The organism is Pedococcus bigeumensis (assembly GCF_039531795.1).
Classification (GTDB): Bacteria; Actinomycetota; Actinomycetes; order Actinomycetales; family Dermatophilaceae; genus Pedococcus; species Pedococcus bigeumensis.
In genome coordinates, this window is record NZ_BAAAQS010000001.1 from 650,296 (window position 1) to 662,936 (window position 12,641).

General features: G+C 70.5%; 12 protein-coding genes. 7 read left to right on the forward strand and 5 right to left on the reverse strand.

Annotated features, from left to right (window positions below; all coding sequences use genetic code 11):
• Nucleotides 1-124 precede the first annotated feature (124 nt).
• From leuC to murA, 4 genes are all read left to right on the forward strand, one after another.
• Nucleotides 125-1,543, forward strand: coding sequence for a 3-isopropylmalate dehydratase large subunit (gene leuC, locus ABD262_RS03145; RefSeq protein WP_344131006.1), 1,419 nt, complete (start codon nucleotides 125-127; stop codon nucleotides 1,541-1,543).
• Complete coding sequence (gene leuD, locus ABD262_RS03150) at nucleotides 1,543-2,136, forward strand: 3-isopropylmalate dehydratase small subunit (protein ID WP_344131010.1); 594 nt, start codon at nucleotides 1,543-1,545, stop codon at nucleotides 2,134-2,136. Before leuC ends, leuD begins: the two co-directional genes overlap by 1 nt.
• Before the next feature lie 393 nt (nucleotides 2,137-2,529).
• The gene (locus ABD262_RS03155) at nucleotides 2,530-3,282 is read left to right on the forward strand and encodes an HU family DNA-binding protein (RefSeq protein ID WP_344131013.1); all 753 of its coding nucleotides are present in this window, start codon (nucleotides 2,530-2,532) and stop codon (nucleotides 3,280-3,282) included.
• Nucleotides 3,283-3,370: 88 nt separating this feature from the next.
• Complete coding sequence (gene murA, locus ABD262_RS03160; protein WP_344131016.1) at nucleotides 3,371-4,687, forward strand: UDP-N-acetylglucosamine 1-carboxyvinyltransferase; 1,317 nt, start codon at nucleotides 3,371-3,373, stop codon at nucleotides 4,685-4,687.
• Nucleotides 4,688-4,714: 27 nt separating this feature from the next.
• Here murA and cofC read toward each other — a convergent pair whose 3' ends face one another.
• The gene (gene cofC / locus ABD262_RS03165) at nucleotides 4,715-5,572 is read right to left on the reverse strand and encodes a 2-phospho-L-lactate guanylyltransferase (protein WP_344131019.1); all 858 of its coding nucleotides are present in this window, start codon (nucleotides 5,570-5,572) and stop codon (nucleotides 4,715-4,717) included.
• A gap of 96 nt (nucleotides 5,573-5,668) precedes the next feature.
• Between cofC and ABD262_RS03170 the strand changes: the two genes are divergently transcribed.
• Nucleotides 5,669-6,430 carry a lysophospholipid acyltransferase family protein gene (locus ABD262_RS03170; RefSeq protein ID WP_344131022.1) on the forward strand — a complete coding sequence of 254 codons (762 nt, stop codon included), beginning with the start codon at nucleotides 5,669-5,671 and terminating at the stop codon, nucleotides 6,428-6,430.
• Nucleotides 6,427-7,425 carry an NAD(P)H-dependent glycerol-3-phosphate dehydrogenase gene (locus ABD262_RS03175; RefSeq protein ID WP_344131025.1) on the forward strand — a complete coding sequence of 333 codons (999 nt, stop codon included), beginning with the start codon at nucleotides 6,427-6,429 and terminating at the stop codon, nucleotides 7,423-7,425. Before ABD262_RS03170 ends, ABD262_RS03175 begins: the two co-directional genes overlap by 4 nt.
• A 108-nt stretch (nucleotides 7,426-7,533) precedes the next feature.
• On the opposite strand, the gene ABD262_RS03180 is transcribed toward ABD262_RS03175, so the two are convergent.
• The 3 genes from ABD262_RS03180 to ABD262_RS03190 form a co-directional block, all read right to left on the reverse strand.
• Complete coding sequence (locus ABD262_RS03180) at nucleotides 7,534-8,097, reverse strand: hypothetical protein (protein ID WP_344131028.1); 564 nt, start codon at nucleotides 8,095-8,097, stop codon at nucleotides 7,534-7,536.
• 1 nt (nucleotide 8,098) lies between these two features.
• On the reverse strand, nucleotides 8,099-8,350 hold the full coding sequence (locus ABD262_RS03185) for a DUF4242 domain-containing protein (protein ID WP_344131031.1): 252 nt from the start codon (nucleotides 8,348-8,350) through the stop codon (nucleotides 8,099-8,101).
• 102 nt (nucleotides 8,351-8,452) lie between these two features.
• Entirely contained in the window at nucleotides 8,453-11,092 is a 2,640-nt protein-coding gene (locus ABD262_RS03190) for an ATP-binding protein (RefSeq protein WP_344131034.1), read from the reverse strand.
• A 217-nt stretch (nucleotides 11,093-11,309) separates the two neighbouring features.
• On the opposite strand from ABD262_RS03190, the gene ABD262_RS03195 reads away from it, so the two are divergent.
• The gene (locus ABD262_RS03195) at nucleotides 11,310-11,618 is read left to right on the forward strand and encodes a hypothetical protein (RefSeq protein WP_344131037.1); all 309 of its coding nucleotides are present in this window, start codon (nucleotides 11,310-11,312) and stop codon (nucleotides 11,616-11,618) included.
• 97 nt (nucleotides 11,619-11,715) lie between these two features.
• Here the strand turns inward: ABD262_RS03195 and ABD262_RS03200 are convergent, their stop codons facing one another.
• A complete protein-coding gene (locus ABD262_RS03200) occupies nucleotides 11,716-12,525 on the reverse strand; it encodes a DUF4240 domain-containing protein (RefSeq protein ID WP_344131040.1) in 810 nt (269 codons plus the stop codon).
• Between the last annotated feature and the right edge of the window lie 116 nt (nucleotides 12,526-12,641).

Genomic DNA, 12,641 nt, shown 5'->3' on the forward strand with positions numbered 1-12,641 from the left:
GACGCAAATCCGTGGGCGTGTCTCGCGTGCGAACCTCGGATTGCAGCACAGTGTCGTGCTCACGACAGGCGCGACCGAGGCCGTGCCCAGGACGGGCCGCAACCAGGACAAGAGGGTGGAAGAAGTGTCAGGAACGCTGGCCGAGAAGGTCTGGGAAGCGCATGTGGTGCGGCGCGCCGAGGGCGAGCCGGACCTGCTCTACATCGACCTGCACCTGATCCACGAGGTCACCTCGCCGCAGGCCTTCGACGGGCTCCGGCTGGCGGGCCGCACCGTCCGGCGTCCCGACCTGACGCTCGCGACCGAGGACCACAACGTCCCCACCACGCCCGGCCCGATCACCGACCTCGTGAGCAAGACCCAGGTCGACACGTTGCGCCGCAACTGCGAGGAGTTCGGGGTCCGGCTGTTCCCCATGGGTCACGCCGAGCAGGGCATCGTCCACGTGGTCGGCCCCCAGCGCGGCCTGACCCAGCCCGGCATGACGATCGTCTGCGGCGACTCGCACACCTCCACGCACGGCGCGTTCGGGGCGTTGGCCTTCGGCATCGGCACCTCCGAGGTCGAGCACGTGCTGGCGACCCAGACGCTGCCGCTCAAGCCGTTCAAGACGATGGCGGTCAACGTCGAGGGTGAGCTCCAGCCCGGCGTGACCGCCAAGGACATCACCCTGGCGGTCATCGCCAAGATCGGCACCGGCGGAGGCCAGGGCTACGTCCTGGAGTATCGCGGGAGTGCCATCCGGGCCTTGTCGATGGAAGCCCGCATGACGGTGTGCAACATGTCGATCGAGGCCGGCGCCCGGGCCGGCATGATCGCCCCCGACCAGACCACGTTCGACTACCTCGAGGGACGCGAGCACGCGCCCACGGGGGCCGACTGGGAGGCTGCCGTCGCCGACTGGAGCACGCTGCGCAGCGACGACGACGCGGTCTTTGACGCCGAGGTGGACCTCGACGCCAACACGCTCACGCCGTTCGTCACGTGGGGCACCAACCCCGGCCAGGGGCTGCCGCTCGGCGAGTCCGTCCCCGACCCCGAGACGATGGGCGACGACAACGAGAAGGCAGCCGCCCAGCACGCCCTCGACTACATGGGCCTGACCGCCGGCACCCCGCTGCGCGAGATCCGGGTCGACACCGTGTTCGTCGGGTCGTGCACCAACGGCCGCATCGAGGACCTGCGGGCGGCCGCCGAGGTCGTCAAGGGTCGCAAGGTCGCCGAGGGCGTGCGCATGCTCGTGGTGCCCGGCTCCGCACGGGTGCGGCTGCAGGCCGAGGAGGAGGGGCTCGACCGGGTGTTCACCGAAGCCGGTGCCGAGTGGCGGCTCCCGGGGTGTTCGATGTGCCTGGGCATGAACCCTGACCAGCTCGCGCCGGGGGAGCGCAGCGCCTCCACGTCGAACCGCAACTTCGAGGGCCGGCAGGGCAAGGGTGGCCGCACCCACCTGGTGAGCCCGCTCGTGGCCGCGGCGACCGCGCTGCGCGGCACGCTGTCCAGCCCCGCCGACCTCGTCGACGCCGCCTCCGAGGGGAGCAAGTGATGGATGCCTTCACGACCCACACCGGCATCGGGGTGCCGCTGCGTCGCAGCAACGTCGACACCGACCAGATCATCCCCGCCGTCTACCTCAAGCGGGTGACCCGCACCGGTTTCGAGGACGGCCTCTTCGCGGCTTGGCGCAAGGACGAGACGTTCATCCTCAACAACCCCTCGTATGCCGCCGGGTCGGTGCTCGTCGCAGGTGCCGACTTCGGGACGGGCTCCTCGCGGGAGCATGCCGTCTGGGCGTTGCTCAACTACGGCTTCCGGGTCGTGCTGTCGTCGCGCTTCGCGGACATCTTCCGGGGCAACAGCGGCAAGCAGGGGCTGTTGACCGCGCAGCTGGCCCAGGACGACATCGAGCTGATCTGGAAGTACCTCGAGAACGAGCCCGGGGCGTCCGTGACGGTCGACCTGGTGTCGCGCACCGTCACCGCCGGTGACATCGTCGCGCCGTTCGAGGTCGACGACTACACGCGCTGGCGGCTCCTCGAAGGGCTGGACGACATCAGCCTGACCCTGCGCCACGAGCAGGACGTGACCGAGTTCGAGACCCACCGACCGGCATACAAGCCCTCCACGACGGTGGCCTGACGCGCCCGGCGCGCCGACGGACGAGAAATCCCTGAAATTCACCTCCGGGTGCTCGCCAGACGGACCCTCGACGCATCGCGTCGGGGGTCTGCTGGCGTCCCCGGCCAACGAGGCTGGGCCAGAAACGGCCGGAAACCGTTGTGCAGCAATGGCTTTCGAGGTGGGCCCATTTCGCGATAGCGCGCCATCGACAGAGCGGAGGCGGTCGCGACCGACTGGCTCCAGCCACTCGCGGCGTGCCGCAATCCGTTGCGACACAACAGATCGGGGGCCGGGATGGTGGACTCGCGACCGTAACCGCCCTAACGTCGGACCCAAGTCGGGCATTGGCTCGGCCGCTCATCCTCGTCGGGCTAAGGGGTCCGGCGTCACCAACCCTATGAAGGGGAAGACGTGAACAAGGCAGAACTGATCAAGGAGCTGGAGAGCCGCCTCGGCAGCCGGAAGGCAGCCAGCGACGCATTGACGGCCGTCGTGGACGTGGTCATCCGCGAGGTGGCCAAGGGCGGCAGCGTCGCCATCACCGGCTTCGGAACGTTCGAGCAGGCCGCCCGTGCAGCACGCACCGGGCGCAACCCGCGCACTGGTGCAAGCGTCAAGATCAAGAAGACCGTGGTGCCGAAGTTCCGCGCCGGCTCGGCCTTCAAGGACGTCGTCAAGAACCCGCGCTCGCTGCCCAAGGCCGCCGTAGCCGGCGCCCGCGCCGCTGCAGGGACGGCCACGAAGGCCACCGCGGCAGGCGCCAAGAAGGCTGCGCCCGCCAAGAAGGCAGCACCCGCGAAGAAGGCGGCACCGGCCAAGAAGGCAGCACCCGCGAAGAAGGCGGCACCGGCGAAGAAGGCGGCACCGGCCAAGAAGGCGGTCGTGAAGAAGGCGGCACCGGCCAAGAAGACCGCACCCGCCAAGAAGACCGCACCCGCCAAGAAGACGACGGCCGCCAGGACGCTCGCCACCAAGAAGGCGTCGACTGCGAAGAAGACCACGGCCGCTCGCACGCTGGCGACCAAGAGCGCCCCCGCGAAGAAGGCGGCACCGGCCAAAAAGGCGGTCGTGAAGAAGGCGGCACCGGCCAAGAAGGCCGCACCCGCGAAGAAGGCGGCACCGGCCAAGAAGGCCGCGACCAAGCGCGCGGCAAAGAAGGCCTGAGCCTCACCAGCCCCATCACGGAGGCCGGCACCCACATGGGTGTCGGCCTCCGTCGCATTGCGGGATCGCGGGGTGGGATGCTTGGCCCATGGCAGACATCCTCACCGTGAATGGCGGCGTACCGCTGGTCGGAGACCTCGAGGTCAGGGGTGCGAAGAACCTGGTCTCCAAGGCGATGGTCGCGGCCCTGCTCGCGGAGGGGCCGTGCCGGCTCCGCGGGGTGCCCGAGATCTCCGACGTGAGGATCGTGTCGGGGCTGCTCGAGCTCCACGGTGTCAAGATCGACGCCACCGAGCGTGACGGCGAGCTGCTGCTCGACCCCACCAACGTCGAGCAGGCGCACGTCGCCGACATCGACGCCCACGCCGGTTCCTCGCGGGTGCCGGTGCTGCTGTGCGGTCCGCTGCTGCACCGACTGGGGGAGGCGTTCATCCCCGACCTCGGTGGGTGTCGCATCGGTGAGCGACCGATCAACTACCACCTCGACGTCCTGCGCCAGTTCGGCGCCGACGTCCAGAAGCGTCCCGAGGGGCTGCGCCTCACCGCGCCCGACGGGCTGCGTGGCACCCGGATCAAGCTGCCCTACCCGAGCGTCGGCGCCACCGAGCAGGTGCTGCTGACCGCTGTGCGCGCCCAGGGCGTCACCGAGCTGCGCAACGCCGCGGTGGAGCCGGAGATCCTCGACCTGATCGCGGTCCTCCAGAAGATGGGCGCGATCATCAGCGTCGAGACCGACCGGGTCATCAAGATCGAAGGCGTCGACCGCCTCGGTGGCTACGACCACCGGGCGATCCCCGACCGGATCGAGGCAGGGTCGTGGGCCTGTGCCGCGTTGGCCACCAAGGGCGACATCTATGTCCGGGGCGCCCAGCAGCTGGCGATGATGCCCTTCCTCAACGTCTTCCGGAAGATCGGTGGCGACTTCGACATCGATGACGAGGGCATCCGCTTCTGGCACGCCGGCAAGGCGCTGAACTCCCTGGTGCTCGAGACCGACGTGCACCCCGGTTTCATGACCGACTGGCAGCAGCCGCTGGTGGTGGCCCTGACCCAGACCACCGGCCTGTCCATCGTCCACGAGACCGTCTACGAGAACCGGCTGGGCTTCACCGAGGCGCTGGGGGAGATGGGGGCCCACATCCAGATCTACCGCGAGTGCCTGGGTGGGTCGCCGTGCCGGTTCGGTCGGGCCAACTTCCAGCACAGCGCGGTCATCTCCGGCCCGACCCCGCTCAAGGGTGCCGAGATCACCGTCCCCGACCTGCGCGGAGGCTTCAGCTACCTCATCGCCGCGCTGGCCGCCGAGGGCCAGTCCAAGGTGCACGGCATCGAGCTGATCTACCGGGGCTACGAGCGGTTCTCCGAGAAGCTCGACGGCCTGGGGGCCGACTACGAGGTCGGCTGAGCCCGCCCACCAGCACGTCCCGGGCGGTCAGCCGATCGTCTGGTCGTCGCCGATGCCGACGATCCACAGCCGCTCGACCGTCCTGCCCTCACCCAGGTCGAGGCTCAGGCGCTGGCCGAGCCGCAGGTGGCGCAGGGCGCTGGCCGCGAACACCGCCGGGCTGAAGCTGACCTCACGCCCGTCGTCGAGCAGGGCCGAGCCCGCGCCGGTCGACTCGTCGAAGGTGTGCACGCTCGCCTGCATGTGCCGCAGCGTATCCGGCGAGGTGCCGAGCACGCCCGCAGTCGCGGCGCCGACTCCCAGCGCGAGGGCTGACCGCAGGGCCCGGTCGTCGTCGACGTCGGTGCGCAGCCGGGCGAGGTCGAGGGAGAGCCGATGGTGCCCTGCGGACTCGTGCCTGGCGGCCGAGCCGGCCCCGAACGACGGGACGAGTCGGGATCCGACGAGCGCGGTCAGCAGGACCGTGCCAGTGTCCGACGCGTCGGGGACCACCGCGAGTGGGTGCTCAGCCGCACTGGCCAGCGCCGCCAGCAGGTCGGCGGGGCGCAGGGACGGCAGGTCGCCCAGCAGCACCGCGACCGGAGCCTGCGCAGACCGTGCCAGGGCGGCGTCACGGCCAGCCAGCACCGCCGCGTCGAGGCCCGCGCCGGGGTCGGCGACGACCACGGCGCCCAGGGCGCGGGCGACCGCTCGCACCCGGTCGTCGGAGGTCACGACGAGGACCCGGCCGGACGGCATACCGGCGCAGCAGGCGGTGAGGCAGTCGGTCGCCAGCGCGAGCGCGAGGTCCTCACGTCCGACCCCGGGGGGAGGGTGCAGGCGCGACTTCGCGGCCGCCCCGCCCTTGACGGGGACGACGAGGTGCCAGTCGACGGGAGAGGTCATCGAGACGATCGTCGCAGTGCTGGCGCGCTTGCTCGACACCGACCCCGGGAGCCGCGAGGATGCACACTCACACGCTCCCGTCGATATGGAGGACACGTGACCGCCCGCGGCGCACGAGCTCTGCCCTTCGCCTACCGGTTCGTGGTGGCGATCCTGCGTCCCGTGCTGATGGTCCTCACCAAGCGCGACTGGAGGGGCGTCGAGAACCTGCCGGCCTCCGGTGGTTTCGTCGTGGCTCCCAACCACCTGTCGTACGTCGACCCGCTGGCCTTCGCGCACTTCCTCGTCGACAACGACCGCCCTCCCTTCTTCCTCGGCAAGGAAGGCGTCTTCCGCGTCCCGATCGTGGGCGCGATCCTTCGAGGAGCCGAACAGATCCCCGTCTACCGCAACACCGGTCAGGCGGCCGACGCGTTCCGCGCGGCCGTCGCTGCGGTCGAGAGCGGCAAGTGCGTCGCGGTCTACCCCGAGGGCACGCTCACCCGTGACCCCGGCATCTGGCCGATGGTGGGCAAGACCGGGGCGGCGCGGATCGCGCTGGCGACGCGGTGTCCGGTGATCCCGGTGGCGCAGTGGGGGCCGCAGGAGCTGCTCGCGCCGTACGGCAAGCGGCTGCGGCTCTTCCCCCGCAAGACGATGCGGGTCACCGCCGGACCGCCCGTCGACCTGAGCGACCTCTACGACCAGCCTGTCACTGGCGCCCTGCTGCGCGAGGCGACCGACCGCATCATGGCCGCCATCACGGCCGAGCTCGAGACCATCCGCGGCGAGAAGGCACCCGTGGAACGCTTCGACTCACGCAAGTACGGGCTCCCCGAGACCGGGAACTTCCACCGCAGGCAAGGAGAAGGCGCATGACGAAGGCTGCGGTGTTCGGGACGGGCAGCTGGGGCACCGCGTATGCCGCGGTGCTGGCTGACAGCGGCACCACCGTCCGCATGTGGGGCCGCCGCCAGGCGGTGGTCGACCAGATCAACGCGGGGAGCAACGAGGACTACCTTCCCGGCATACCCCTGCCGGCGGGCATCACGGCCTCGGCCGATCCGGCCGAGGCTGCCGACGGGGCCGACATCGTCGTCCTCGCCGTGCCTTCGCAGACGCTGCGGGCCAACCTCGGTGACTGGGGTGGGGTGCTTCCCGCTGGCGCCGCGATCGTGTCGTTGATGAAGGGGGTCGAGCTCGGCACCACGAAGCGGATGAGTGAGGTGATCGCCGAGGCAGGGGGAGTGGAGCCGGGACGGATCGTCGTCGTCTCCGGACCCAACCTGGCCAAGGAGATCGCCCTCAAGCAACCGGCCGCCAGCGTGGTCGCGTGTGTCGACGAGGCGGTGGCCGGCATGGTCGCCGAGGCCTCGAACCCGCCCTACTTCCGCCCGTACACCACCACCGATGTCGTCGGTGCCGAGCTCAGCGGGGCGGTCAAGAACGTCATCGCCCTCGCGGTCGGCATGGCCGAGGGCCTGGGCATGGGTGACAACTCCAAGGCCTCGATCATCACCCGCGGGCTCGCCGAGACGACCCGGTTGGGCATGGCGCTCGGAGCCGACCCGGTGACGTTCTCGGGGCTGGCCGGCGTCGGCGACCTGATCGCCACCTGCATGTCACCGCTGTCGCGCAACCGCACCTTCGGGCTGAACCTCGGACGCGGCATGAGCGTGGACGAGGTCATCGCGGTGACCAAGCAGACGGCCGAAGGCGTGAAGTCCTGCGAGTCGATCCTCCAGCTCGCGCACGACCACGGAGTCGACGTGCCGATCATCGAGCAGGTCGCGGCGGTCGTGCACGACGGGCGACGGGCCGAGGACGTCGTCGGCGCGCTCATGGGACGGGCGCTGAAGAACGAAGCGCTCTAGCTGCGGCTCGTCCGCGGCTTGGTCCAGGACCGGCTGCGGGGCACCCTTGGCACGCCTAGGGGACGCGGCGAGTGCTCGACGCGTCCCGTACGCCGTGGCCGGCCCGGCTCAGCTGCAGGAGACCGTGGGGTTCCAGTCGTTGAAGATGCCGCTCGGGTTCGCCTTCTGGTGCCACACGTGCAGCTCGTAGAAGTCCGGCAAGCCGTAGCGGTTGCCCGCGGCGACCCGCGTGAACCGCTGGCCGTAGAGGATGGGCGGCGCGGCGTGCGTCGCATCCCAGGCCTGCGCGAGGACCAGGTACTCGGCTGCGATGAGGGTCAGGGAGCCGCCATCACCCGGCTCGTAGATCAGCGCCTCGGGGGCCAGCCGGTCGATCTTGCCGTCGAAGAGGTTCGCGGGGTCGAGGTAGTGGATGCCCATCGCCCCGGTGCCGTGCGGGTCCTCGATGCACGAGATGCCGGCGAGGTCGACGACCTTGACGCTCCAGGGAGCGATCGGGCCGGAGCGGGCCGACGCGGTGGCCGCTCGCAGGTCGTCGAGCTTGGCGGTGTGTCCGTGCAGCACCGGCTGGGTCTCCTCGGCCCCGTCGTGGGCTGACGCCGTCGCCGAGCCGGTGGCCAGGGCAGCGACCGTCAGCACTGCGGTGAGGGCGGTGAGTATCGGGGCGCGCATCTCAGCTCCCCTCCTGCACCGCGTAGATCTCGTCGGCGACGAGACCGTGGGCCTCTCGGTGGACCGTGTTCGCCGCCTCGGCGTCCGGTGCCTCCACGAGGCAGAAGATGTGGCCGCTGGCCTCGTCGACCCAGTAGCGCAGGTAGCTGACGTCGTGTGTGCCCTCGGTGGCCAGGTCCGCTGCGTGGGCCTTGGCGACGTCGTCCATCGTGACGCGGTCACCCAGCGAGTGGACATCCATGAACAGTGGCATCGTGCCGTTCCTTCCGTGGTGGTTGTCGATGGCTCCACTGTCCGGTCGGGCGGCAGGCCCGCGCATGGGTGACCACCACCCATGTTTCGCGGGAGGAGCGCGTCACCCAGATGCGGTCACGGACCCCGACAGCGCCGCGGCCAGCTCACGACGCGAGTCGACGCCGACCTTCGCGAGGACGGCGGACACATGGTGCTCGACAGTGCGCCGCGAGATGACGAGGCGCTCGGCGATCGCGGAGTCGGGGAGCCCCTGCGTGAGCAGCTCGGCGACCTCGGCCTCCCGCGGAGTCAGACCGAGAGGATGCGTGCGCCGGGCCGCGCCGGGGGCCGCAGGTGCGGGTCTGCCCAGCGACCGCAGGTCCCTGCGGCAGCGGGCCGCCGCGGCGTGGGCGCCGATCCGCTCGAAGGTGCGGATTGCGGTGAGGAGTGCCTCCGGCTCGCCGCTGCGGGCGAGCGCGAGGGCCTCGTCGAAGGGGCAGCCCAGCTCCGCCCAGAGGGCTGCCGCGTCCTGCCACTCACCACGCAGCTCGGCCGCGAACGGCGGCGCCACCTCCCGGTGCACTGCCGGCAGCGCGTCGCGCCCCAGCCACCGGAGCACGGCGCCGCGGTTCCATCGGCAGTCGAACGTCTCGACGAGCTCGACGCTGGTGCTGGCGAGCTCGGCGGCCTCGGCATCACGCCCTGCGATCCACGCCAGCTCGGCGCGAGCGGCCGCGACCGGCGCGATGGCCTGGACCTCGCCGATCTCGTCGGACAGGACGATGGCCCGGTCCATGTGCTCTTCCCACCCCGGAGCGCCGCGACGTCCCAAGACGTGGGCAAGAGTCGTCCAAGGGCCCAGCCGCGCGTAGCCGGGCAGGCTCGGATGTGCCAGGACCTCTTGTGCTCGCTCCTGCGCGAGCTCGTGGTCGCCTGCCTGGAGGTGCAGCTCCGCCTCGATCGCCATCAGGTAGCTGGTCCACGAGTCGAGGTCCCGGTCGGTGCAGTACTCGAGGCCCTCGTCGAGCGTGTGCCGCGCGTCGCTGTGGCGGCGCTGCGCCACCGCCGTGGACGAGAGGTTCACATAGGCGCGCGCCGCGTGCTCGTGGAGCTGGGCCGTCCGGGCCAGGTCCAGGCTCTCCGTGAGCATGGCGACACCGGAGCGAGCATCTCCCTCCACGACCTCGATCGTCCCGAGGTTGTTCAGCGCGTGGGCCCGGAGCTCGGTGCGCAGCCGGCTCTCCGGGAGTGCATCGAGGAGCTCGAGGGTGCGCGTCCCCCACGCCCGGGTGCCGGGCCCGTCGCTCGAGAGCATCCTCAGCTGGGCCTTGTTGCTCAGGGCGTAGGCGAGCTCGGGCGTCGGTGCTGATCCGGGAGCGTCGAGGACCTCCAGGGCGCGGTCGGCAGCCTCCTCCGCCTCGGTCACGTGACCCTCGAACCACAAGAGTCGCGAGAGGCAGCGCCAGGCATCGCCGACCTGGGTCTGCGCCCCGTTGCGCTCCCACAGCTCACGGGCCGCGACGACCGCGGTCACCGCATCGCCCGTCCGACCGGTGACGTAGAGCTCGTAGCCCAGCTTCCAGTGCAGGTCGGCGAGGGTGTCGTCGTCCAGCGCCGCGTCGCGGGGGAGCCGCCGGGCATGGAGCAGCGCCTGCTCGTACTGTCTGGCGGCCTCGCGGTGCGCCCCGAGCTCGGCTGCCTCCCGACCGGCCCTCCGGGCGTGCTCGACCGTTTCCGCAGTGAGGTTGCCGAGGGTCGCATGGTGCGCCAGGCGGGCGGCGTCGGCGCCCCTGGCCACGAGCGCGGCATGGATCCGCCGGTGCCGGAGGACACGGCGACCCATGGGCACCTGGCCTTCGACGACCTGACGAGCAAGTTCGTGCCGGAAGGTGACAGCGCCGTCAGCCTCGGCGACCAGGCCCTGGTGGAGGGCCTCGTCGAGATCGGCGAGCCCACCGTCGAGGAGTGAGTCGACGAGGTCGATCTCCGCGCGGGGGCCTGCCAGGGCGACGATCTCGAGAGCGGTCTGGCCCGGCGAGCTGAGGGTGTCGACTCTGGCGAGGACCGCGTCGCGGCACTGGTCCGGGATGCTGTCGAGGCCGCTGGCCAGCACCTCCGTGACGTAGAACGCGTTGCCGAGGGTGAGCTCGTGGAGGCTGCGCGGATCCACTCCCGAGGCCGTTGCCGTCGTCGAGGCCGCCACGAGTGCCGAGACGCCGGCGAGCGTCAGGGCGGGGACGTCGAGACGGCGGGTGCCCGACGCCGAGGCGGTCGTCCCGAGGATCTGGCGCAGCCCGGCGCTGCCGTCGACGTCCTCGGAGCGGTAGGTCGCGATGACGAGCGCACGGCAGTTGTTCACCCGTCGAGCGCAGTGGAGGAGCAGGTCGAGGGTGGCCTGGTCGGCCCAGTGGACGTCCTCGACGACGACGAGGTAGGGGTGCTCGTGGTCCGGGTTCCGGAGGGCGGTCATGACATTGGCGAAGACCTCTGCTCGCGAGGCCTCCTCGGGCCAGACGCCTGGCGGCAACGCCGGAACGAGCTCCCGCACGGGGGCGAGCGGCGAGGGGGTCGAGTAGCCGTCGCAGTAGGCCAGCGCCAGACGCGCTCGGTCGCGCACCAGCTCGGTGAACGCGGTCACGAGCGACGACTTGCCGATGCCGGCCTCCCCACCGACCCACACGAACCGGCCGTGCCCCGCAGCGGCGTCCTCGAGATAGGACGTGAGGGCCGCCAGCTGGGGCTCGCGCTCGATGATCGGCACGACTCATCGTAAGTCCGTGGACCGAACACCGAGGGGAAACGAGCAGGTCCAGCCTGACCTCCGCAGATGGCTCGAAGAGGCGTGCGCGAACGCCGGCCGACTGGCCCACGCCGCGTTGCCTGAGGGGTCACATCGACCTGCGCCACACCGCGACCGTCGTGGGTCCACGCCTCGTCACGACGACCGCGCCGTTCTCCTGGCTGGGTACGTTGGCCGGGTGACCTCCTCCCCGACGCTCGACACCACATCCGCTCGCCTGACCTCAGGCTCCTGGTGGTTCCGCTCCTCGGACGGGCGTCTGACCCTGTGGCAGCCGCCGAATGCTGCCCTGTGCGTCTGGCTGGTCACCGTGGTGCTGGGGCGGTGCGACCTGTCGCCCTCGCACACGACGGCAGTGACCGGCATACGCCACGGGGCGCTCCTGGTGTGGGCGCTCGACGAGGTCGTTCGCGGCGCGAGCCCGTTCCGGCGGGTGCTCGGCGCGGTGGTCCTGGCCGCTCAGCTCGTCTCGCTTCTCCACGGCTGACCGCGCCCTCCCACCGATGTCGGCGGTGGGGTGCACGCCCGCTCATGGCGATGTGCGGACACACACTCGTTCGGGTGGCGCTCGCCTACAGCGCGGTTCAGTCGGTGCCCTCGAGCAGCGCCTCGCCGATGCTCAACTCATCTTGGCTCGTCAGTGATGCCAAACGTGCGCGAATGCTTCCGGGATCAGCCGCCACTTGTCGGTAGGCGGTCTCCCCTTGGGCAACGGCCCACGCCCGCACGTCCTCCCAGACATCGTCGCTGACAAAGCCGAGGACCGCTTGCGCCGCCTCGCGGTGTGCGGGCGTGTCCAAGGTTGCGCAAAGTAGCCGCATCCTGGCCGCGAACCGGTCGGCCTGGTGCCAACTGAGGCGGAATGCTCCCGATCGGTCGTCGACGGTGCCGGCGATAAGCGTCCAGAATCGCGGCTCAGGCATGGGCCTCGGGGGTCTCCGCACGCGCACCGAGGTTCGTGCGCCCGGTCCAGGGTCAATGCCGCCTTGTCCGAGCCACTCCAGTTCGCGCTTGGTTCGCGTGAGTCGGGTCGGCGGCGGCGTCTCCAACTTCGATGCCAAGTCCGCCAAGACCTGCTCGATGGTTGCGATGAACCGCAATCCGACCTCGGGGCCCGGACTCAAGTCCTCGTAGTCCTGGGCGCTCAGGCTGATGTGGAGCGTCCAAATGCGCTGTTCGGGTTGAAGGACCGCAGGTTGCAGCTTGTCCAACACCGTCGCTGCGATCGACAGCCATCGACCTACGGGCTGGCTCCACTGCTGCCACGCCTCGTCCTTGCGAGCCAGGGAGTCAACCACGGCTGCCCGCTGCTGCACGCTCTGCTCAATGGGCCGGGGCAACACCAAACGCTGAACCGAGTCAACGGCCTTGTTGAGTTGCACATCGCAGATCACCAAGCGAACCTATCGGCCAACCGACAAACGTCCTCATGTGCCACAGAGGGCGCGCCCGCTCATGGCGATGCGCGTGAATCGCCAAGCCATAGGGCGAAATGTGCCAGTCACGGACG